Source organism: Geomicrobium sp. JCM 19055, from assembly GCF_000698185.1.
GTDB lineage: Bacteria > Bacillota > Bacilli > Bacillales > Marinococcaceae > Geomicrobium_A > Geomicrobium_A sediminis.
The window spans coordinates 24,069-45,643 of the sequence record NZ_BAXL01000011.1 but is presented as its reverse complement, the minus strand read 5'-3'; the positions used below and the strand labels follow the sequence as shown (position 1 = coordinate 45,643).

The following is a 21,575-nucleotide window of genomic DNA, read 5'->3' as shown; positions in this document are numbered from 1 at the left end:
TTTATACATCGAGGAGCTAATTCTTTCATTTATTTTAGGAGGTTATCTTTTGAATGATCGAAAAGAAACTTCGTATATTCATGGTGGTCGCGATCAAAATCATGACCCTTTCGGAAGCTTGACCTCGCCTCTTTATCAAACGAGTACGTTCTCCTTTGATCAAGCTGAAATTGGCGAAGCCGTTTCGCAGGTCTTGATTCAGGATATGTGTATACGCGAATGGGAAACCCAACAGTCACACAATTTGAAGAACGAATTGCCATTGCTGAACAAGCAGAGTGCGCCTTAGCATTCTCATCAGGCATGGCTGCAATTTCTGCTGTACTTTTTACTCACGTAAAATCCGGGGAGCATATTCTTGCTTCTGACGGCATCTATGGGGCGACGTACAGCTTATTAAAACAAATGAAAGAACGGTATAAGATTTCGTTTACGTATGTAGACTTTAACGATCTCGAACACGTTGAAACTAAACTAAAAAAAGAAAACAACATTAGTGTTACTTGAAACACCGATTAACCCTACGATGAAAATGTCCAGCATTACGGCTGTTTCAGCTTTTGCAAAAAAAACATGATTTATTACTCGCAGTTGATAATACCTTCGCTACCCCTTATCTTCAGCAACCGTTGACGTTGGGTGCCGACCTTGTTATTCATAGTGCAACGAAATACATTGGTGGTCACGGTGATGTCATAGCAGGTGTTGTTGCTGGTTCTCATGAATTAGTGAAGGATATTCGCTCGTACGCACAAAAAAAATATTGGAGCTGTACTCAGCCCATTTGATGCGTGGTTGCTTCTTCGCGGTATGAAAACCCTTGCCATTCGTATGGATCGTCACTGTGCCAACGCTAAGAAAATTGCAAGGCGATTAGCGGAACACCCAAAGGTAAAAACCGTGTTATTTCCAGGTGACCCCTCTTTTTCCGATTATGAGTTAGCCCGCACCCAGATGAAGAACAGTGGTGGTATGATTAGCTTCCATATCGATGGCACTAAAGATGATGTTTTTGCGTTTTTAAATGAACTTACCATGATCCACTCGCTGTCAGTCTTGGTGATGCTGAGACACTCATTTCACACCCAGCTTCCACGACGCACGCAAGTATCGCACTGAAAGATCGTAATCGCATGGGGATTACCGATTCGCTGCTCCGTCTTTCTGTTGGACTTGAACATTATGCTGATATATGGAAGGATCTTCGCCAAGCACTTCAAAAATTATCTTGATAAAAAAATCCCCTTGTTCATGATGAACAAGGGGATTTCACTTAACTTAAGCGGACAATGGTCAGACTTGCACCTTGACCACCTTGTAGTACTGCTGCTCCAACTAAACCAAACAATTGCAATGATACTGTATCTCCTGCAGCTAAAGGAATAATTACATCTGCAGCTGCTTCTGTAAGTGCAACTGTTGGTTCAACTGCGGATTGAGGAACACCTGTACCGTTAACGGTAATTTGAGAGCTTAACAGCAATCCAACTGTATAACGTAAGCTGTAACTAACTAAATAGTTACCCGTCTCAGTAATTGTAAACGTCTCATTGTCACCACTAACTGTAACATTGCTCAGACTTTGACCGTCAGGTAATGGAACATCTGTACCTCCAAGAATAACAGCGATCGTAGGAGCTGCTGTATTCGCAGCAAAACCAAAGGTTTCAGTAGGTGCTACTCCACCTGTTGGACCTGTTGGACCAATGTCTCCTGTTACCCCTGTCGCTCCAGTTGGACCAATGTCTCCTGTCACTCCGTTGGACCGATGTCTCCTGTTGCTCCGGTTGGACCAATGTCTCCCTGTTGCTCCGGTCGGACCTGCGTCCCCTGTCGCTCCAGTTGGACCGATGTCCCCTGTTGCTCCGGTTGGACCAACTTCACCCGTTGCTCCTGTTGGACCAGGTTCTCCTGTTGCTCCAGTTGGACCAATTGGACCTGTTGGGCCGGTAACACCTGTTACACCAGTGATGCCTGTGATACCTGTAATACCTGTCGGGAATGTTGGCTGTGTTGGCTGTGTTGGTTGCGTTGGTGATGTCGGGAATGTTGGCGATGTTGGAAACGTTGGGAATGTCGGGATTGTGCCTCCACCAACAAATCCAGGTCCGTTAATTAAGTTGTTGTTAATTCTAATTCCGCGAAAACCTCTATTATTAAATGGATTTCCAAAAGTCATGATTCCACCTCCATTGAGTAAGATGCGATCTCGATTCATCCTATTCAAATGGAGGCAAGCCGGTACCCTCATATACCTATTTATGTTCGACTTGGGTCATCCTTGTTGTTCCGATTGTTCTAGTTCATTAAATATTTTGCGGTTATACAGCACACTCTCGTGATCTGGCATCGTTTCTGCTGCTTTTTCGTTAGCAATTTTGGACTTTTCTAGATCTCCGAGTCGGAAATAACAAACGCACAATTGCAAATGTGGATACCATGTTGAATACGCATGGTTTACGAAATTTAACTGGTCACCTTCTCGTGATTGTACCGCGAGCTGATACCAAAATAGCGATGTTTCAAAGTCTTGTTTTTCTTGAAAGTAATTGCCAATCATGCAACAGCTTTCTGGCCTAGGCTCTTTATATTTCAACGTTCTAAGAGACTGTTCCAACGCCTTTTCTGATTCTCCTAACGCCAAATAAGAATGAGTCATCGCTTGGCAAGCACGAATCTCATCTTCTACCCAACCTTGTTTCGTTTGTAAAAACTGCTCATACCGTTCAATCGCATCTTGATGCCTTCCTTTTTCTCTAAGTTCATTGGCATAATAAAATGTATCCCTCGGCGTAAACGGCTCTTCATTAGCAACATTTGTTCATAGATCTCTAAGTTACGATTTGAATTCGTCGGTTTCGTTTTGACTTCTTTACGATGAAACACTGCGACATCAGAGGTGAGGATGTTTCCACCTACTTGTAAAAACTCGTGAACAGCGCCTTCCCATTTAAACCCACAAGCTTTTTTCACAATTCGATGGCGACGGTACGTAAACATCGGTTCGCCGTTTGAATCAAATGATAAATGGTATTTCATTGATACTGCATCAATCGACTCGTTAAGCTCACTTTTTAGTTTTTTTAGCTTTTTTTGCTCGTCTTTACTGAGCATATCATCGGCATCTAACCACATAATAAATGGTTTTGTTGCTTGGTCGAATGCGTAGTTCCTGGCTTTTGCAAAATGATTCACCCATTCGAAGTCATAAATCTTGTCTGTATACTTTTTTGCAATCTCTTTCGTACGATCTGTTGATCCTGTGTCTACAATAATAATTTCATCCATGTAATCTTTCACAGACGATAAGCAACCATCAAGAACCTCTTCTTCATCTTTTACGATTAAACATAAACTAATCTCAGCCATCTTCGTGCCACTCCTCCCAAAAAGAAAGGTATTTGTGGCATCCTATGTAAAAACAACAAACCTGTGCTTGTGCCTAATAACAAACTCCCCGCCAAAAAACATCCCAGGCATGATTAAACCGTTGCTTGAAATCTCTTTCCTCATAAATAAAACTCTCTGTAAACAAACCATCAAGAAGGCAAAAGTAGCTTGCAATAAATTGCTCTTTTGATAGGTGATGAAACTGATTCTCCTCAATACCCCGGTTATACAATGTCACTAATTGTGCATTCATGCGCTCATCACCATCACGAACAATTGCCTTCACTTCTTTGTGAATGGCGACCGGAGGAAAAATCATAAACCGTTTATACATCATCCCCTCATGTTTTTTAATAATAAACTCACAACTTTGCTCTAGTGATTGTCGGATGTGCTGTTCTAGGTCTTGATGAGTATATGTCTCAATGCTTTTACGTAATTCTTCAATTAACTCGTTCATCACTTTTTCAGCAACAACTAAATACAATTCGTCTTTATTCTTAAAATGATTATAAAGAGACGGTTTCTTAATTCCTACGTTTGCTGCAATTTCTGCAAGCGTCGTCCCTTCATAACCTTTAGAAGCAAACGCCCGCATCGCCTCATATACAATTCGCTCTTTCGTTGACATATACACCAGGCCTTTCCATTGAATTTCATTAATTGAGATGATAAACTAACTATCGTTAGTTAGTAAATATATGGTAAGTTCTACGCTTTGAGGTGAACACGATGAACAAATGGTGGCTCGTAATTATTGCTGCATTCTTTGAAGTTGGTTGGGCAACTGGCTTAAAATACGCAGACAGCTTCGGTACGTGGTCATTAACCGTCATTGCAATTGTCATTAGTTTTTGGTTACTTGTACGCGCAGCAACGTCATTACCGACAAGTACAGTATACGCAATCTTTGTTGCCTTAGGAACTGTCGGAACGGTTGCTGTTGATTTGCTGTTTTTTTTAGCGCTCCGTTTAATCTTTGGATGCTCGTCTTTATTGCTTTATTACTCGTTGGTGTTATTGGTTTAAAGGTTGTAACAGGAACTATTGACGAAGAAGAGGAGGTAAAACGATGAGTTGGACCTTCTTGATTATAGCCGGGTTGTTTGAAGTGGTTGGTGTTACCGGCATTCAAATGATTACAAAAGGCGAACGCAAAAAAGGGTTCCTCGTTCTTATTCTCGGTTTTGCCATTAGCTTTTCGTTACTCGGAATGGCGATGGAAGAAATCCCTCTCGGTGTCGCTTATGCTGTTTGGACCGGGATTGGCACGGTTGGAAGTGCATTAGTTGGAATGATGTTCTACAATGAATCCAAAGATCGACTGCGGATCGTTTTCATCGGAATCGTTGTTGTTGCAGTTATCGGTCTTCGAATTGTGTCTTAAGTTCATGGTCATATAATGAAAGAAGACGTTCATATACTTGAACGTCTTCTTTTTATTACGATTTCGTCTTACGCAATTTTTTTCGCTTCTTTCGTCATTACCATTATTAAGCCAATCATCATTAAAAGCATAATCACTGAGAATGGCAAGCGGCGACAATTAATGTATTCTGTAAGGCTTGTAAGCCCCCGGAATACAAAAGTACGAGTGCGGTTGCCGATAACAATACACCCCAGATAATCTTCAAGCGGTTTGGAGGATTGTTGGAACCATTCGTTGTCAGCATTCCAAGAACAAAAGTCGCAGAGTCTGCTGAAGTTACTAAGAACACAACGAGAGCAAAGATAACCAAAATAGACATCAGCATACCTAGCCCATAATTATCAAAGGTGGCAAACAACATCTGTTCTGTAATGTAGTCAGAAATTACCGCTGTTCCTTCGTGTTCAAGAGCAATTGCCGCTCCACCAAACACTGAGAACCAAATAAATACAATCACAGTCGGAACGAGCAGAACTGCGGTAACAAATTCACGAATCGTTCGTCCCCTTGAAACTCGAGCGATAAAGATACCAACAAATGGTGCCCAAGCGATCCACCATGCCCAATAGAACAACGTCCAATCATTTACCCACTGGCGGTCTTCAACATTGTTCGGTGCAATTCGAAAACTTAGTTGCGGTAAGTTTTGTAAATACATCCCGATTGTATTCGTAAAAAGGTTAAGTACATACATCGTCGGACCCGCAGCAAGTAACAAAATAAACACAACACCGATAACACTCATGTTGAGATTACTAAGTAGCTTAATGCCTTTGTCAAGACCAGACCAAGCTGAAATCAAAAACAAGACAGTTACAATGGCAACAATTCCAACTTGAAGCCAAAAGTTCATATCCCAATCAAAGACGTACGCTAAACCACCGTTAATTTGAGTGGCTCCAAGACCAATCGTTGTTGCTACACCAGTTACCGTTGCTAAAACAGCAATAATATCTGTTGCTTTTCCAATCGGTCCGTAAATTTTATCACCGAAGATCGGGTGTAATGTTGAGCTAATTAACCCTGGACGGTCGTGGCGGAAGTTAAAGTAAGCGAGTGATAACGCCAAAATACAGTACACTGCCCAACCATGTAAGCCCCAGTGAAAGACTGTAAACAAGATTGCATTGCTAACTGCTTCGTCTGTTCCAGTTCCTACATCTCCAATTGGTGCATGAATAGCATAATGACTCATCGGTTCAGCAGCTCCGAAGAATACAAGTCCTACTCCCATCCCTGCACTAAACAACATCGCAAGCCAAGAAACTCGACTAAATTCTGGCTTCTCATCTGGTTTACCGAGCTTCATCTTCGCCATCGGACCAAACATTAAGTACAATGTGACAATTAAAAACAGTGTAACGAGAATAAGATAATACCAGCCAAACGTATTGCTAATAAAAGTCTGCGCTGTAGCCGTCCATTCTTCTAACTGATCAGGAATTATTGAACCAATCAGTACGAGTACTAAGATAATGATTCCAGAAATAATAAATACGCTGTCGATTCGTTTCAATCGATTCATTTTTTGCCTCTCTTCTAGTTGAATGCTCTTCTTATTCTTTCCACAACTCTTCTTTCCTATGAGCAAATAAAAGTCAAAGAGCATCTGTTCACTTACTTACATACGATACAAAAACGGTGTAGGGAGGAACGATGATGATTTCAATATAAACTTCTGAAGAAATTGATAAAATGCTCATCCCTAGTCAACTTGTCGCAAAGATGCATCGCGAGCTTGGACAATTCTTAAAACCTGGGGTTACGACAATGGATGTCGAACATTTCGTAAAAAAAGTTCGCAGAACGGTCCGGTGCCCAGTGCGCACAAATCGGTTATTTAGATTATCCGTATGCGACGTGTAGTTCCGTCAACGATTGTATTGCGCATGGATTTCCCGATCATTCACCATTAAAAGATGGTGATGTCGTTACGATTGATACGGTTTTCGATGTCGCTGGCTGGAAAGGTGATTCTGCTTGGACGTACTGTATTGGTCGTACAACGCCACAAACTGATCACTTAGTGTATGTAGCAAAGCAATGCTTATTAAAAGGGTTAGAACAAGTAAAACCTGGTAACTATACCGGCGACATCGCATACGCCATTCAAACGTATGCCGAATCATTCGGATACGGGGTCGTCGAAGACCTCCTTTCACATGGGATCGGTCGTGAGATTCATGAAGAGCCATTCTATCCTCATGTCGGTCAACCAGGTACAGGTACGGAGCTTACACCTGGGATGGTGCTTACCGTTGAACCGATGATTAATGAGGGAACTCCCTTTTCTTCATTGACGAAGACGGGTGGTCCGCTCGCACGCTTGACGGTCTTAATTCTGCTCAATTCGAGCACACTGTCGCCATTACGGATCAAGGTCTACGTATATTAACCGATCAAGAATCGTAACCGTTTTATACTAATGCTTCTTCTTACCCGAAAACGTATTATCACGAAACCAGTAAATGAATTCTCATCAAATTTTAATGAACAACTCAGGTCATCTTCATCTCCTTTGGGTACTGTATAACTACAACCTCAAAGGAGAGATGATCCATGAGAAAACAAACATTTGCTTTTAGCATCCTCGCTAGTTCATTGCTCATTGCGGCATGCTCAACAGGACAAGCATTAGAAAATAATCAATCATCCGTCGACCGCCAAACTGCTATTAACGTTGGAGATGACTCGAGTGACTCAAGTAAAGATGAAAGTCAATCATCGTCAACAAGTTCTGAAATCAGCACAGAACAAGCAAGTCAAATTGCCACTGATTTACTCGGCGGTACAATTGAAAAGGTTGATCGTGATGTTGAAGATGGCGTAACCGTCTATGAAGTTGAGCTCTATAGCGGTCAAGAAGATTTCGACGTAGATATTGACGTAGCGACTGGAGACATTCTGAACATTGACGGGAATTTATTAGAAGCTGAAAACACAGTAGACGTTAGCATCTCAAAAGAAGAAGCTGAAGACATTGCCCGTAACCAAACTGGTTTAGCCGACATCGCCCAAATTGAACTCGAAATGAAAAACCAATCCTATGTATACGATATTGAAATGCTCTCAATTGATGATGATACAGACATCGTCATCGACGCGAATAGCGGAGACGTCTATTCTATGGACACTTCCATTGCAACAAAAGGAGCTGATGCGTTCAAAGATGCCAATCTAATGCCTCGATCCGAATTAGAATCTATTCTCGTTGAACAATTCGGTGAAGATTTAACAATTAAAGATCTTGATCTCGACCGTGAAAATGGAAAATTTATGTACGAAATAGAAATTATAGCAGATAACGTTCGTTATGAGCTAGTGGTGGATGCAGAAAGCGGAACGCTACTTGAACAAGAAATCGATGATTAATAAACAAAAAGAGCTTTGCATGGGACTGTTCCATGCAAAGCTCTTTTGATTGAAATATGTTGATAAACTACTGGGTACCTTTTAGTAACCAGCTTCTTCTTCAGTAATCGTTACTCCAGAAATATCAAACACACCAGTTGATAGTTGGAGGAACCCTTCCACATTGTCAGCAATACCAATTCGGAAGTCATCATGAACGGTGAAGATTTTTGGAGCTTCATTAATAATGATTTGTTGTGCTTCTGCATACAACTCAACACGAGCGTCTTCGTCTACTTCAGAGCGAGCAGCTTCTAAAAGCTCGTCAACCTCTGAATTGCTATAGAACGTTCTGTTACCTGATGCCCCATGTTCTTCTGTATGATACAGAGAGTACATACCGTAGTCTGCATCACCCGTTACTGTTGTCCATCCTAAAATGACCATGTCATGCTCACCATTTGCAGATGCATCGAGCAAAGAACTCCACTCACGTTGGTCAATCGTCACATTAATATTGAATTCACTCAATTGATCTTGAATGATCTCTGCGAGTTGAACACTTAATTCATTCTCTTCACGCACCATTACTGATACGTCAAACCCATCTTCATGTCCAGCTTCATCTAACAACTCTTGTGCCTCTTCTGGATTGTATTCTAGGGGCTCTAATCCATCGCTATAGCCAAATACGAGCGGGTTTAATGGTCCAATTGCCTCAGACCCGTACCCTTCATAAATCGCTTCTACAATTGAAGATTTATCAATGGCCTTTGCAACTGCCACACGCACATTCACATCATCAAATGGTTCAGACTCATTGTTAAATCCGATATAGTCTAGGCGCAGACTTTCAACCGATAACACGTCTGCTCCTTCCATGTTTTCAATTTGACTCATATTAACTGGTTCAATATTCTCTGCTACGTGAACTTCCCCTGTATCAAGTTGACCAATTCGAGTGAGTTGCTCTGGAACAACTAAATACGATGCCGTATCGATTGCTGGTAAGTCACCCCAATAATCTTCGTTTCTCGTTAACAAAATTTCAGTACCTTGATTCCAGTTCTCTAATTGAAAAGGTCCTGTACCTACAGGCTCAAGGTCTAGGTTACGCTCACCATTTTCTTCTTCTTCAATTGCTTTTGGACTAATCATTCCACCACCATCATGTGCAAGGTTAGCAGCGAGTGGTGCAAATGGATATTCTGTCGTAATTTCAACGGTGTAATCATCGATCACTTCAATGTTCTCAATCATTTCATACATAAAAGCTTTTGGAGAAGCAACATCAGGATCAATAACTCGTTCGAGTGTCCGCTTAACTGCTTCACCATTAAATGGTTCGCCGTCTGTAAATGTCACATCTTCTCTAAGAACGAACTCCCACGTTAATTCATCAGTTTGCTCGAAGCTTTCTGCTAGCTCCGGTATTAATTCCATATTCTCATCATGATTCACTAATCTTTCGTAAATGTTCGTCCGCACGTGAGAAGAGCTCGTGTCGTTCGATCCGTGTGGATCAAGGTCTACTGCATCACTCATCATTGCAAGTCGAAGGTCCCCGCCTTCAGTCGCAGTACTAGTGTCACCTTCTACATCATCGTCTGTTTCTTCTCCACCAGCATCTGTATCCGGTTCTACCGCGTCTTCATCGACCGACTCATCGCTTGAACATGCTGCTAGTGCGCCAACAATCGTTAGTGCTACAACCCCGCTAGCGAAACGCTTTTTGAATTTTTTCACTTTTAACCCTCCTAGTAACTTTCCCACAAAGTGATCATGACTATTGTAGCTTTTTCTCTTTATTCAGACAAGCATGTATTTTAGCATATTTACTAATCCAAATAAAATGCAGGAATAATCCTGCATTTTACCGTTCTGAGAATAACTCCCATTCGCCATCTTGAATGATCACATACACTTCACCATGTTCAGCCGTTCCGAATAACTCAATCCCCAGATCTTCAAAGCGTTCTACAACTTCATCATGTGGATGACCATATTCATTATCAACGCCCGCTGAATAAATGGCCACTTCAGGATCAACCGCTTGTAAAAAGGCTTCACCATTTGACGTGCTAGAGCCGTGATGACCGACGTGGAAAACATCTGCATCTAACAATTCTGGTTGTTGCATCATGTTCTCTTCCGCTTCACGCTCAGCATCCCCTGTGAAAAGAACGGATACCCCGTCATACGTCACACGCATTGCAAGTGATCCATCGTTAAGGTTACTCGTTAGCTCATAAGGTTTAAAACCTCAAATTCAAATCCAACGATCGTCGCCACATCACCAGGACTTGGTTCTTCATATGCAGCTTCACTTTCAAGAACTGCATCAATCACACGTTCATACGTTGCAGATGTATGTTCTTGACCGTTCATCCACACTTCTTCGACTTGATAATTCTCTAAGATTACATCCGCTTGCCCGATGTGGTCGGCATGAGGATGGGTTAGAATGAGTAGATCAATATCCTGTACCCCATCAGCCTCTAAATACTCTAAAACGGCCGGGTCGTCATGCCTGCCTGTATCAATTAAAATCGTCGTTTCTTGATCTCGAAGTAACGTACTGTCCCCTTGACCGACGTCATAAAAAAACGACTTCTGCACCTGACATTGATATTGACTGTGCTTCTTCAGTAGTTGATTGATTCAACTCATTGTCACAGGCTGTCAACACGGTGATCAGTAACAAACTAAACATCAATTGTATTACCCTCATTACTCAAACCCTTCCCTTTTCACTCTTATATGAGCATAATCATACAGGCGAACGAACGTTTGAGTCAATCAGACATTTGCCCTTCGTTTCATCTGGTGGCAAAATAGAAGATAGGACTTATTTTCATAACGGAGGGCGATTATGACTACGATTGAACAAACATTAGCAGCAAAGCGCGAGCAACACTTAAAAGAGTTAAGCGACTGGTTATCGATTCCAAGTGTGAGTGCGCTATCTGAGCATAAAGAAGATATGACAAGAACGGCACAATGGACGGCAGACCAACTAACAACAATTGGACTTGAGAACGTTGAAATTATGCCTACGAAAGGACATCCTGTCGTTTACGGTGAGTACCTTCAACACGATGATAAGCCGACCGTATTAATTTACGGTCACTATGACGTACAACCCGTTGACCCAATTGAACTATGGGATACACCTCCTTTTGAGCCTGACATTCGTGACAATAAAATTTACGCTCGTGGAGCCACCGATGATAAAGGTCAAACGTTCATGCACATCAAAGCTCTTGAAACACTCAAAGCTGTGCACGGCGAGCTTCCGATCAATGTGAAAGTCATGATTGAAGGCGAAGAGGAAATTGGAAGTCCGAACCTGGATGCCTTTGTTGAGCAATATAAAGAAAAACTAAAAGCAGACGTACTTGTCATTTCCGATACGACAATGATTGAAAAAGGTAAGCCAACCGTTTGTTATGGATTACGAGGATTAGCTGGATTGCAAGTTGACCTTAAAGGCGCAAAGGGCGACCTTCACTCTGGTCTCTACGGCGGAGGCGTACAAAACCCTCTACACGCACTAGCTTCTTTGCTTTCTAGTATGCACGATGATAAAGGTCGAGTAACTGTGGAAGGCTTTTACGATAACGTGATCCCACTAACGGATGAAGAAAAAGCGGCATATGATGCGCTTAATTACGATGAATCTGCTCTCATCGAAGAGTTGAAAGTTCCGGAGTTATTCGGGGAAGAAGGCTATTCGTTTCTAGAACGCACATGGGTTCGACCTACTCTTGAAATCAATGGTATGTTCGGTGGATTCCAAGGCGAGGGGATTAAAACCGTTCTTCCAGCCGAAGCTTCCGCGAAAATTAGTTGCCGCCTCGTACCAGGACAAGATCCTGATGACATTGTTGAACGTTTGGACGCCCATATAGAGAAACATATGCCAAAAGGGGTCACATTTACGACTACACCTTTTGATAAAGGCAAACCATTTGTAACGCCATACGATCACCCTGCTATTCAACGTGCAGGCGAAGCGCTAGAAGAAGTATATGGAGAGAAAACCGCATACACACGTATGGGTGGTTCCCTTCCAATTGCTGAGACATTTAGTGAAATTCTAGATTTACCGATCGTACTTATGGCTTTGGCCTTCCGTCAGAGAACTTCCATGCTCCAAATGAGCATTTTCATTTAGAAAACTTCGATCAAGGATTGCGTGCAATTTGCAACTACTATGAGAAACTAAGCAAAACTGGATTATCTTAATTAAATTGAAAATCTAAGAAGAAACGCACACTCTTTTTTTAAAAAGAGTGTGCGTTTCTAATTTGCATGAATCATTCGTTGAACATAATGAGTGATCATCTTTTTACTTTGATCTCGATTGATTTTGCTTGGTTCGAGATACAAGTTTAATGCCATTCCGTTAATAAAGGCATATAAGCTTTCTTCTTCAAGTGTTGGATCGTGATTCAATACGTAACCTTCTTTTCGAAGAAAGACAATCACATCTTTTACACCTTTTTCAAGTCCGACATGATCTAGATCAAAGTCTTCTTGCGTTTTTCCATAAGCTACAAATGCGAACCACACTTCCATTTCAAGTCGAGTTTCTTCATTTGTCGGTACAAACTCTAGTAAATAAGCAACCGCTTTTTCAATCGGTGCTAATCCCTTTTCATTCACCCTCTCTAATCGTGAGATAAATCGCTCTTTCACGAGATTTAATGCGAACACGTACAGACCTTCTTGTTTCGAAAAATAGTGCCGCAAAGCGCCTGTGATAACCCCGCTTCTTTTGCAATATTCCTCGATGTTGCATGCTGAATTCCGTACTTACTAATCAACTTCCAAGTCGTTTCTGCAATAATTTGTTTTCGTTTTTCGTGGTCTACAATTTTTGGCATGTACTTAGTATATCATCTTTTTAATTCAACCGAATTAAAAAAATTGCTTTATGCACGCACGGCGTGTTATCTTTTATTTAACTCAATTGAATTAAAAAAAAGGGGACGCTGTTATGAATGACATCCTGGTTCATTACCAGTGGGAAATTTTTATCGCGATCGAAATCATCAGTTTTTTTATGCTTATTGTTATTCGGATATAGTCGATACAAACTAAAAAAAACACAATTATCAATAGGGTTTATTATCGCTTTTATTGCATTAACCGGATTTGAGGCTGTGCTTGCATGGTATGTATTTGCACGTACAGGTGAAATTGCTGCTTTTCAAATCATCGTTTCCTTGTTCGTACTCTATGCACTAACATTTGGATTTCACGATTTTAAACGGTTAGACCGTTGGATGCGAAAGAAGATTGATGCTGATCGTCTCTTAACAACAAAAGACTACGAAGTAATGGCAAGGCAAAAAGACCCGACTGTACAAGCAAAGCATTACCTCGTGACATGGATGACACATGTGGCTGTCTTTCTAAGTGTACAAGTCCTGTTCTTCGGATTAAGTGGGTTAGACATTCACGACTCTGCAAATTATTTAACTGATTTGGATTGGTTAGGTAGCGAAAGCTACGAAGCAACACCGTACGATAATCAAACCTTCCATTCCGTTTCAATGATTTGGGGCATTATACTCGTCGTCGATACGATTGTCTCTGCTACGTACGTTTTCCAAAAAAAAGATAAGAAAAAGCGAGGCGCATAACGATGTATAAGTTCTTTAACGTTCTATTAATCATCGGCATTATTCTTACCGTATTTCGCCTAGTCTCCCAGCTCGATGCCTTTCCATCATTTCCTGGGGATGAGCTTTTTGATCAATTCTCTGTCCCGTCAATCATCATTTTAATCGCAGGAATTATCGGCACGTCTGTGTTAAAACCAAAGAAGAGCGATTAAGTTACACGGTCATTAGACCAAATCCATGCATAAAGAAATGGCCCAGTCGTTCACTTACAAGTTGAACAACTGGGCCATTTTCTGTTTTGTCCACAGATCGCCTTCTCTATACAGCCTGCACTTGTGCTTTTCGTTTGTGTACGACCTTTGCTAAGACAATTCCAAGTTCATATAGTAAAATGAATGGAATCACAACAAGAATATCTGTTAAAAAGTCAGGTGGCGTAATGAGTACAGAAATACATAGCAAAGCAAAGTAAGCATACTTTCGCACTTTTCCTAGTGAGTATGGGTTGAGCAAGCCAAATGATGTGAGTGCCATAATAATTAAAGGAAGCTCAAACAAAAAGCCCGCTGGAAGAGTTGCCATTAATACAAAGGAGAAATATTCCGAAGCCGTAATCATCATGTCAAAATGAAGTTCTCCAAGTTCAGTTAAGAACGCAAATGCTAACGGATGGATAACAAAAAAAACCCAAAGCAAAGCCCAATGATAAAACAAACAAAAATCGCCGGTATGTATTGGAACAAAATACTTGCTTCTTTTGTGCTAAGAGCAGGCTTTACGAAACGCCAAGCTTCGAATGCTAAATACGGTGCACAAAAACCTAACCCTAATACTCCTGCAAGTGTAAAGTACAATTTGATGGCATCTAATGGGCCAAGCATCACAAGCTCTCGATCTCCTATTAAGAGATCCATATAAAGCCTCAATGCGAAAAACAGCACAATAAAGATAAATGCATACACGAACAGTGAGCGAAGTACCGCTCCTCTTAACACCGTGATGTGTTCTAACGCCGGTTGTTTTTCAAGTGATTCTGTTTGAGACATTGTTCAATTCCTCCAAACGTTCAATCAGTCTCCTCATAACTTACCCATCTCTCTTTATTGACATACGAAATGAGGAATAGTTATCCTCATTTACGTAAAAACTGGAATTGAACTCAACTATTGGAAGGATGTTACAACCTATGACAGCAACAAAAATGGAGCATCAACAATTGCTCAACCTCGTCAGTGAATTAATGACTCTTGAACATAGTGCTTCTTTATTAAAATGGGACCATTATACTCACGGTTCCAAAAAAAGGGCTACATACACGTGCAAACGTGATGGGCCAACTTGCAGAGCGTACACATACACTAATGACCGGCCAAACAAACGCAACACTTCTTCAGGAAGTCGTCATTGAAGAAGTTCCAGAAGCAATGCGTCCAACTGTTCACTATTTGCAAAAAGAAAGTACAAGACTTAATAAAATCCCGAGAAAACTGTACACTTCTTATGAGAAAATGGCGGCCAAAGCGCCTGCACTGTGGCAAGAAGCGAGACAAAAAAAATGACTTCTCCCACTTCAGACCACTCTTCGATCGCTTCGTGATCTGGCAGATGGACCTTGCTGATGAACTTGGGTATACGACGAACCGTTATGACGCCATTCTTGAACTTCGTCAAGAAGGATTAACGACGTCAAAACTCGACCAATGGTTTGAACGCATCAAAAAAAGAGTTAACACCACTCGTACAATATGCCAAAAGCTCTGACAAGAAAATTAAGACAGGCTTCCTTTATGACGATATTGATGAGTCCACACATCAATCACTTCTCAATGATGGTCTAAAGCGATTAGGGTTTGATTTTGAAGCAGGTCGAATGGATACTGGTCATACTTCCTTGACCGTTGCCATACAACCCGATGATGTTCGAATTGCTTTTCCTTACGCAACATCAGAACTCAGGAATGTATTCCCGAAACTGTTCAGTGAAGCGGGCGAAGCAAGCTTTTCACAAAACTACGAAACGCTTCTTCAAGGAGAAACAGACCCATCAACAAAACTTGCTCATCGCTTGTTATTCGAAAAGTTCATCGGGAAGAGTGAAGGCTTCTGGCAACTGAATTATGCCGACATTCAAAAACGTCTCTCTCCAACATTAGACCACGTATCGTATGAACAGTTTTATGAGGCAATTAATGCGGTTGATTTTACAATTGTTAAATCTGAAGCAAGTGAAGTTATGCAACCACTTCACCTGCTCATGCGCTATGAAATTGAAAAAGCCGTCATTAACGGTGAAGTAGCGACTAAAGAACTGCAGAACATTTGGGCTGAAAAATCCGGGGAACACCTAAGCTTGTTAACCCCTCACGATTTAGGCGGCATCTTACAAGAAGACAACTTTGCTACTGGTAGCTTCGGGGCACCCGGTTTTGAGCTACTCAGTTATATGAATGCAGCAAGCATGTACCAAAAGCTAAGCCAAGAGACGAAGAGCTGGCAAAACGAAGACGTTAAGTCTTGGTTACAAAACAACGCCTACAACGTAGATGGTTCGTTCTCTCCACAAGCATTACGTAAACAAGACGACCTCTCCGCTTACTTGAAAGTAATGGAAGAACGATTTGTTCCCTTGTACCAAAACTAATAAAAAACCCGAACCGCAACGTTGCGGTTCGGGTTTTTATCCTTTTGATAGAATCGGCTGCTTTGATTCTCTGTAAAACCATCCTCGTGAAAATGCCATAAACATAAGCACCGAACTAAAGGCTAAAGCGCCAATAATGTACACCCAGCCATATCCCATGACGATAAACACTGGAGCGATGGCAATCGTTAGAATCTCAAACGGAATGATCCCAAGATAAGCAATCCCGTAATCTTGTAATGTTGTCGTCTTCACTTCAGGGTCAACAATTCGTAGCAACGTAATGCCAAGACCTGTTGTTCCCGTCGTCCAACCCCAGTTGAACACCGCATTCTCAAACCAATGATCCTCGAAAGCGCGAGGCGCTAACAACCGGTAACAAAAGTACATAAATGCAATGCCGAAAATTAATAGAATTGCGAGCGGAATTGCATAAGCACCTACGACCGCTAAGTTAATGGAAGCAATGCCGAAGATGACAATTAAATCTGCACTCGTCCCACTAATTCGATCAACAGTTCGCTTATCGACATACTGGTCTGCGTTCGATTTACGTAGAAATACTTGAACGAGTAACCCGACGAGTAGCGTGAAAATAAACAGTTGAATCGAAACTGTCGGAAATATAGCTGTGACGAACTGTTGAAGAACATAAGAAATGAGTAAAATGCCACCTAAAAAAAGCAATGTGAACGAGCAATGGATCAACCGAATTCGGAGAAAATGTAATTTCTCCTAGTGATTTACGATTGTCCCGTTCAATCAGTCCCGTTCGCAATTCATTTGGCAAACTTTTATAATCGGTAACGAACGTACCGTGACGCTGCTCAGTCCCTCGCTTAATAATCATCATGCCACCGATAATCGCAACTAACATGCCGACAGTTGCAGATGCATAACCTAATGACGTCGCATCTGCCCAACCGAGCTCTTGGAAAGAGTGCCCTAGCGCAGCAGCACCTCCATGACCACCAATAAACCCGACACCGAGCATAAAGCCAAACCCTTCAGGTGTTGAGAAGAGCGGTCGCAATAGAACGTCAGCAAACAATAGACCCACTCCATATACCGCTAAGAACGTAAAAGCACAGTAGATCCACATGTTGCGAATACGCTTGGAAGCTTTTTTGAATGATACTCTGGCTGCTCCAAGTGGAATCGCTGCAAACACGAGTGCTAAGAAAATCGCAGGATAACTTGCAATCGCATCAGAAAACGGCAAAATCCCAAATCCGTTTGGCCCAAATGCAAGTGCGAGCGCTCCCGCAATAAGTCCAGCTGGTAAAAACATCTTTTGCAAGACTTTTACTTTCGATCTTAGCCATACACCAATCAGTAGTAACAACGATAACAAACCAAAATCAAAGACGAGGTCTATTAACGTCACTTGCTCCATCATTGTTTAATCTCAGCACTCAACTGCCGGTACGTACGCCCAACATGGTGCTCAGGAAGTTGATCATAGCCGAAGAGGTTGTTTCGATACGTTCCTTCTTCATAAGACGTTCTTACAAGCCCACGCTCTTGCAATATTGGAACCACATTATCAACGAAATCTTCAAATGTTCCAGGTGAAACGCTATAGGCGATGTTGAAACCGTCCACACCCGTCGTCTCCATCCACTCTTGCATTTGGTCTGCCACTTCTTCTGCTGTACCTACAATCACTTTCCCACGACCACCGATACTCACGAACTCCGAAAATTCTCCGACTGTCCACTCGTCAGCATTTTGATTTGTAAAGCTTGCAATGGAAGAGCGCATCGCTTCATTTTCAATGTATTCCACTTTATCTTCTTTCTCATATCCACTAAAATCAATACCGGTCCAGCCTCCAATCAGCGCAAGACTTCCTTCATGACTCACAAACTTTCTGTATGCCTCGCGCTTGGCTTCGGCTTCTTCTTTCGTTTTGCCGATGATTGGCGTCAATAAGGACAGAACTTTCACTTCACTACGATCTCTTCCTGCAAGGTTTAATTCCTCATTTAGCTCATCAACATAGCGTTTTGCAAGATAATCTTCTGGAACACTAATAAATACTAACTCAGCGTGCTTCGACGCAAATTGCTTTCCTCGTTTCGATGCTCCCGCTTGAAACAAGACAGGAGTCCGTTGTGGTGAAGGCTCACATAAGTGTGCCCCTGGCACTTCATAATGTTTGCCATAATGATTGATGTCATGAACTTTGTTGGGATCAGCAAACCTTCGATTTTCTTTATCGTTTTGCACCGCATCGTCTTCCCAGCTGCCTTCCCATAACTTGTAGACCACTTCTAAATATTCTTCAGCAATCTCATAACGTTCGTCATGCTTCACTTGTTTTAGTCCAATGTTCCTTGACGCACTTTCTAAGTAACTTGTCACGATGTTCCAACCGATTCTCCCGTTCGTTAAATGATCAAGCGTAGACATGCGCCTCGCAAAGATATATGGATTCTCATGCGTTGTCGATACCGTTAACCCAAACCCTAAGTGCTTCGTGGCTGAAGCCATAAGAGGTACAAGATAACTCGGATCGTTTACAGGCGCTTGCACTCCATGTTCGATCGCTGTATCTCTAGTTCCTTTGTATACGTCGTATGTCCCCAACACGTCCGCTAAGAAAATTCCATCAAAAAATCCCCGCTCTAACGTTTTCGCTAACTCAATCCAATAATCAGCCGTCTTATAAGAAACCGATTTTTGATCATCTGGATGAGCCCATAATCCAGGGGATTGATGGCTTGCACAGTTCATATCAAACGCATTTAAGTACATTCTTTTTCTTTGTTCGGTCATGTCAGGCACCCCTATCCATATAATACTCACTTGAATAGTCGGTTTAATGGATAAAAAGAATACTGTTTCGATTCGAAACAGTACAAACGACTAAAAGTGAGGTGGTGATTATTCAATAGGTTATTACTTCTCATTATAATTGTCAATATATATAGAAAATTTAAATACAGGATTTTATAGATCGTGACAGAAGTAGCACTACCAATATGTAGATAATAAGAATGCTTCCGTATTTGACGCAAAAAGGTGAGCAAGGCTTGTTGCTACTCACCTTTTTGTCCGCATTATGATCTTAGCCATCGGTTAAGCTTTAGAATCATCTGTAGGGTTCGATTCAATTTTAGTCGGTTGTGCCGGTGTAGAAGATGGTTCATCATCCATGAGTTGACTCGTTGACCGTTTAAACTCGGTAATCGTCTTCCCAAATGCCCCACCAATCTCCGGCAATTTCTTGGGTCCAAAGATCAAGATGGCAAGCAACAAAATTAAAATCAAACTAGGAATCCCAACATTAAATGGACTCATGTCCATCACCTCCTTGTCCCTAGCGTACCCATTTTCTGTAAGAATACTATTCCAGTACATCATTTTTCCCAAATAAAAAACCTTCTATCTTAAATAGAAGGTTACGTACATTATTGTTCTGAAACGTATTGAGCTACGTTCTCTGCTTCTTCACCAGTCACGATATCAGCTGGCATTCCTCCAGGACCTTCTTCGATCGCTGCAAGTACAGAGTCAACATCCATACCAGCGATTTCAGGACCTGATGCACCTGAACCTTGGTCACCATGGCAAGATAAACAGTTTGATTCATATAGGCTTGCAGCTGCTTCTGCATCGTATGTACCGCCAGCTGTTTCTTCGCCTTCTTCACCAGCGTCGTCTCCGCCACCACATGCAGCAAGTAACATAGCAGAACCAGCCATCATAATTAAGAATTTCTTCATTCCTTTGTTTCCTCCTCAAAAATCGCATAGATTGCTTACATATCTTAGCATAAATTTGTCAGATCAAACAATACTTTGCTCACGTGGTTACTCAATCTTTACAATGCAACCCTTCAAGTAAACCGGTTACAGCCAAAACCCCTACTCGTAATACGTTTTCATCATAATCAAACTGGGGATGATGATGTCCTTCTTTAAGTGGTGTGCCGAAAATCATATACGTCACTTCACCACCGTCTTCTTTCACTGCTCGCATCATATGAGTCACATCTTCAGAAGCACCTATCGAAAGTTTAGGAAGTACCTTATTGATTGTATTGTACTTTTTTGCAACATCTTCTAAGCGATCAATCCATACGTGATCACACTCGGCAGTTGTCCCTTGTCCAACTTCTTCAATCTCAACTGTCGTTCCATAAAGATCTGCCGAAGCTTGTGCGATTTGCTTAATTTGTTCAAACATATAGCGATCTAACTCTTCTGTTTCCCCACGAGATTCGCCACGTAAAAACGCATGGTCGGCTGTCACGTTACGACCTGATCCCGCTTCCAATGTGCCGATATTTACCCGAGTATCTCCAGCACTATGCCTTGGAATTGCATAGGCATGTTGAGAGAAATTCGCAGCAGATAGTAATGCATTCTTTCCCTCTTCAGGTTTGGCGCCTGCATGAGACGCTTTTCCTTTAAAGGTAATATCGAATTTCGTCGTCGCTAAAAATCCTTCAGAAGTAGCAGCAACTAACCCAACTTCCTCATCCGAGATGCCAATATGTCCGGAAAGAAAGTGATCAACATTCGATAACCACCCTTTCTCAACCATCGCCTTCGCACCTCGACTGCCTTCTTCTGCAGGTTGAAATAACAGTGTAAACTCTCCAGACAACTCATCTTGGTGACGATACAAATAGTGCGCAACACCTAAACCAATGCTCGTATGTCCGTCGTGTCCACATGCATGCATAAACCCATCATGAAGCGACTGAAACCCTTCGGCTTTTGGTACATGGTCATCAGCAGCTTCAAAAATCGGCAAAGCGTCAATATCGAAACGTAAAGCAGTATGCGGTCCTTTTCTTCCAGTATCCAAGCGTGCAACGACTCCAGTATGGCCCCCACTCATTTTCTCAATGAGCGCTTTAGGAACGTTGTGTTCTTTTGCACGCAACTCAGCTTCTTCTAATTGTTCAGCGTTTGGAACGCCACTTCTAGCAGAAGAATCTACGGCATCTTTCCCTATATATAACGTAAATCCAAGACGTTCAAGCTCTTCTACAATTTTTGCTGTCGTAACGTATTCAGTCCAACCGACTTCAGGATATTTATGAAAATGTCGCCTCCACGTAATCAGTTTCGGTTCTAATTCATCTAACCATCGTTCCATTGTTCCACTCCTCAGC

At 41.8% G+C, this 21,575-nt stretch carries 19 protein-coding genes and 6 pseudogenes; 11 read left to right on the top strand and 14 right to left on the bottom strand.

What is annotated here, in order from left to right; all coding sequences use genetic code 11:
• Window positions 1-49: 49 nt before the first annotated feature.
• Window positions 50-1,232 (top strand): annotated as a pseudogene (locus JCM19055_RS10805) (PLP-dependent aspartate aminotransferase family protein).
• Between the two features lie 41 nt (window positions 1,233-1,273).
• Here JCM19055_RS10805 and JCM19055_RS30890 read toward each other — a convergent pair.
• From JCM19055_RS30890 to JCM19055_RS10790, 3 genes and pseudogenes are all read right to left on the bottom strand, one after another.
• Window positions 1,274-2,179, bottom strand: a complete 906-nt coding sequence (locus tag JCM19055_RS30890; RefSeq protein ID WP_052366211.1) for a collagen-like protein — start codon at window positions 2,177-2,179, stop codon at window positions 1,274-1,276.
• Window positions 2,180-2,275: 96 nt separating this feature from the next.
• Window positions 2,276-3,369, bottom strand: a pseudogene (locus tag JCM19055_RS10795) (glycosyltransferase).
• A 73-nt stretch (window positions 3,370-3,442) separates the two neighbouring features.
• Window positions 3,443-4,021 carry a TetR/AcrR family transcriptional regulator gene (locus tag JCM19055_RS10790; RefSeq protein ID WP_042359738.1) on the bottom strand — a complete coding sequence of 193 codons (579 nt, stop codon included), beginning with the start codon at window positions 4,019-4,021 and terminating at the stop codon, window positions 3,443-3,445.
• A gap of 101 nt (window positions 4,022-4,122) precedes the next feature.
• Here JCM19055_RS10790 and JCM19055_RS10785 point away from each other — a divergent pair.
• Window positions 4,123-4,466: pseudogene (locus JCM19055_RS10785) on the top strand (multidrug efflux SMR transporter).
• A complete protein-coding gene (locus tag JCM19055_RS10780; protein ID WP_042359737.1) occupies window positions 4,463-4,777 on the top strand; it encodes a multidrug efflux SMR transporter in 315 nt (104 codons plus the stop codon). Before JCM19055_RS10785 ends, JCM19055_RS10780 begins: the two are co-directional and overlap by 4 nt.
• A gap of 68 nt (window positions 4,778-4,845) precedes the next feature.
• On the opposite strand, the pseudogene JCM19055_RS10775 reads toward JCM19055_RS10780, so the two are convergent.
• A pseudogene (locus JCM19055_RS10775) lies at window positions 4,846-6,335 on the bottom strand (BCCT family transporter).
• 315 nt (window positions 6,336-6,650) lie between these two features.
• On the opposite strand from JCM19055_RS10775, the gene JCM19055_RS10770 reads away from it, so the two are divergent.
• Both JCM19055_RS10770 and JCM19055_RS10765 read left to right on the top strand, forming a co-directional pair.
• Window positions 6,651-7,214 (top strand): type I methionyl aminopeptidase, encoded by a 564-nt coding sequence (locus JCM19055_RS10770; protein WP_370543088.1) that lies wholly within the window; start codon window positions 6,651-6,653, stop codon window positions 7,212-7,214.
• 164 nt (window positions 7,215-7,378) lie between these two features.
• Entirely contained in the window at window positions 7,379-8,191 is an 813-nt protein-coding gene (locus JCM19055_RS10765) for a PepSY domain-containing protein (protein WP_042359736.1), read from the top strand.
• Between the two features lie 81 nt (window positions 8,192-8,272).
• On the opposite strand, the gene JCM19055_RS10760 is transcribed toward JCM19055_RS10765, so the two are convergent.
• The 3 genes from JCM19055_RS10760 to JCM19055_RS23610 form a co-directional block, all read right to left on the bottom strand.
• Complete coding sequence (locus JCM19055_RS10760; protein ID WP_042359735.1) at window positions 8,273-9,916, bottom strand: glutathione ABC transporter substrate-binding protein; 1,644 nt, start codon at window positions 9,914-9,916, stop codon at window positions 8,273-8,275.
• A 127-nt stretch (window positions 9,917-10,043) separates the two neighbouring features.
• The gene (locus JCM19055_RS23615; protein ID WP_052366210.1) at window positions 10,044-10,382 is read right to left on the bottom strand and encodes a ComEC/Rec2 family competence protein; all 339 of its coding nucleotides are present in this window, start codon (window positions 10,380-10,382) and stop codon (window positions 10,044-10,046) included.
• 29 nt (window positions 10,383-10,411) lie between these two features.
• Entirely contained in the window at window positions 10,412-10,789 is a 378-nt protein-coding gene (locus JCM19055_RS23610; RefSeq protein WP_052366209.1) for an MBL fold metallo-hydrolase, read from the bottom strand.
• 253 nt (window positions 10,790-11,042) lie between these two features.
• On the opposite strand from JCM19055_RS23610, the pseudogene JCM19055_RS10750 reads away from it, so the two are divergent.
• Window positions 11,043-12,418: pseudogene (locus JCM19055_RS10750) on the top strand (dipeptidase).
• Between the two features lie 57 nt (window positions 12,419-12,475).
• On the opposite strand, the gene JCM19055_RS10745 reads toward JCM19055_RS10750, so the two are convergent.
• Window positions 12,476-12,889: a TetR family transcriptional regulator C-terminal domain-containing protein gene (locus tag JCM19055_RS10745; protein ID WP_052366208.1), complete on the bottom strand. Its 414-nt coding sequence runs from the start codon at window positions 12,887-12,889 to the stop codon at window positions 12,476-12,478.
• Window positions 12,890-13,245: 356 nt separating this feature from the next.
• Here JCM19055_RS10745 and JCM19055_RS10740 point away from each other — a divergent pair, with 356 nt between their 5' ends.
• A complete protein-coding gene (locus JCM19055_RS10740) occupies window positions 13,246-13,821 on the top strand; it encodes a hypothetical protein (protein WP_265182029.1) in 576 nt (191 codons plus the stop codon).
• A 2-nt stretch (window positions 13,822-13,823) separates the two neighbouring features.
• Window positions 13,824-14,015 carry a hypothetical protein gene (locus JCM19055_RS10735; protein ID WP_042359734.1) on the top strand — a complete coding sequence of 64 codons (192 nt, stop codon included), beginning with the start codon at window positions 13,824-13,826 and terminating at the stop codon, window positions 14,013-14,015.
• A 106-nt stretch (window positions 14,016-14,121) separates the two neighbouring features.
• Here the strand turns inward: JCM19055_RS10735 and JCM19055_RS29330 are convergent.
• Window positions 14,122-14,849 (bottom strand): annotated as a pseudogene (locus tag JCM19055_RS29330) (twin-arginine translocase subunit TatC).
• 234 nt (window positions 14,850-15,083) lie between these two features.
• On the opposite strand from JCM19055_RS29330, the gene JCM19055_RS10725 reads away from it, so the two are divergent.
• The 3 genes from JCM19055_RS10725 to JCM19055_RS10720 are packed head-to-tail and all read left to right on the top strand — an operon-like array spanning window position 15,084 to window position 16,444.
• Window positions 15,084-15,362, top strand: a complete 279-nt coding sequence (locus JCM19055_RS10725; protein ID WP_370543087.1) for a hypothetical protein — start codon at window positions 15,084-15,086, stop codon at window positions 15,360-15,362.
• Between the two features lie 34 nt (window positions 15,363-15,396).
• Window positions 15,397-15,564 (top strand): hypothetical protein, encoded by a 168-nt coding sequence (locus JCM19055_RS29325; RefSeq protein ID WP_265182028.1) that lies wholly within the window; start codon window positions 15,397-15,399, stop codon window positions 15,562-15,564.
• Window positions 15,509-16,444 (top strand): hypothetical protein, encoded by a 936-nt coding sequence (locus JCM19055_RS10720; protein WP_042359732.1) that lies wholly within the window; start codon window positions 15,509-15,511, stop codon window positions 16,442-16,444. The genes JCM19055_RS29325 and JCM19055_RS10720 overlap by 56 nt, the downstream gene beginning before the upstream one ends.
• A 550-nt stretch (window positions 16,445-16,994) precedes the next feature.
• Here the strand turns inward: JCM19055_RS10720 and JCM19055_RS23595 are convergent.
• The 5 genes from JCM19055_RS23595 to JCM19055_RS10695 all read right to left on the bottom strand — a co-directional run bounded on the left by JCM19055_RS23595 (window position 16,995) and on the right by JCM19055_RS10695 (window position 21,559).
• Window positions 16,995-17,843 carry a sodium/glutamate symporter gene (locus tag JCM19055_RS23595; protein ID WP_081833618.1) on the bottom strand — a complete coding sequence of 283 codons (849 nt, stop codon included), beginning with the start codon at window positions 17,841-17,843 and terminating at the stop codon, window positions 16,995-16,997.
• On the bottom strand, window positions 17,840-19,225 hold the full coding sequence (locus tag JCM19055_RS10710) for an LLM class flavin-dependent oxidoreductase (RefSeq protein ID WP_042359731.1): 1,386 nt from the start codon (window positions 19,223-19,225) through the stop codon (window positions 17,840-17,842). Before JCM19055_RS10710 ends, JCM19055_RS23595 begins: the two co-directional genes overlap by 4 nt.
• Before the next feature lie 303 nt (window positions 19,226-19,528).
• Window positions 19,529-19,750 (bottom strand): twin-arginine translocase TatA/TatE family subunit, encoded by a 222-nt coding sequence (tatA, locus tag JCM19055_RS10705; protein ID WP_042359730.1) that lies wholly within the window; start codon window positions 19,748-19,750, stop codon window positions 19,529-19,531.
• Window positions 19,751-19,860: 110 nt separating this feature from the next.
• A complete protein-coding gene (locus tag JCM19055_RS10700) occupies window positions 19,861-20,175 on the bottom strand; it encodes a cytochrome c (RefSeq protein WP_042359729.1) in 315 nt (104 codons plus the stop codon).
• Between the two features lie 91 nt (window positions 20,176-20,266).
• Window positions 20,267-21,559 carry an amidohydrolase gene (locus tag JCM19055_RS10695; RefSeq protein WP_042359728.1) on the bottom strand — a complete coding sequence of 431 codons (1,293 nt, stop codon included), beginning with the start codon at window positions 21,557-21,559 and terminating at the stop codon, window positions 20,267-20,269.
• Between the last annotated feature and the right edge of the window lie 16 nt (window positions 21,560-21,575).

What these genes read in the sequence shown, in the direction of transcription:
- tatA (WP_042359730.1), bottom strand. Translation starts at nt 19,750, where the DNA reads ATGAGTCCATTTAATGTTGGGATTCCTAGTTTGATTTTAATTTTGTTG.
- JCM19055_RS10710 (WP_042359731.1), bottom strand. Translation starts at nt 19,225, where the DNA reads ATGACCGAACAAAGAAAAAGAATGTACTTAAATGCGTTTGATATGAAC.
- JCM19055_RS10700 (WP_042359729.1), bottom strand. Translation starts at nt 20,175, where the DNA reads ATGAAGAAATTCTTAATTATGATGGCTGGTTCTGCTATGTTACTTGCT.
- JCM19055_RS10790 (WP_042359738.1), bottom strand. Translation starts at nt 4,021, where the DNA reads ATGTCAACGAAAGAGCGAATTGTATATGAGGCGATGCGGGCGTTTGCT.
- JCM19055_RS30890 (WP_052366211.1), bottom strand. Translation starts at nt 2,179, where the DNA reads ATGACTTTTGGAAATCCATTTAATAATAGAGGTTTTCGCGGAATTAGA.
- JCM19055_RS10780 (WP_042359737.1), top strand. Translation starts at nt 4,463, where the DNA reads ATGAGTTGGACCTTCTTGATTATAGCCGGGTTGTTTGAAGTGGTTGGT.
- JCM19055_RS23615 (WP_052366210.1), bottom strand. Translation starts at nt 10,382, where the DNA reads ATGCGTGTGACGTATGACGGGGTATCCGTTCTTTTCACAGGGGATGCT.
- JCM19055_RS10695 (WP_042359728.1), bottom strand. Translation starts at nt 21,559, where the DNA reads ATGGAACGATGGTTAGATGAATTAGAACCGAAACTGATTACGTGGAGG.
- JCM19055_RS23595 (WP_081833618.1), bottom strand. Translation starts at nt 17,843, where the DNA reads ATGATGGAGCAAGTGACGTTAATAGACCTCGTCTTTGATTTTGGTTTG.
- JCM19055_RS10765 (WP_042359736.1), top strand. Translation starts at nt 7,379, where the DNA reads ATGAGAAAACAAACATTTGCTTTTAGCATCCTCGCTAGTTCATTGCTC.
- JCM19055_RS10735 (WP_042359734.1), top strand. Translation starts at nt 13,824, where the DNA reads ATGTATAAGTTCTTTAACGTTCTATTAATCATCGGCATTATTCTTACC.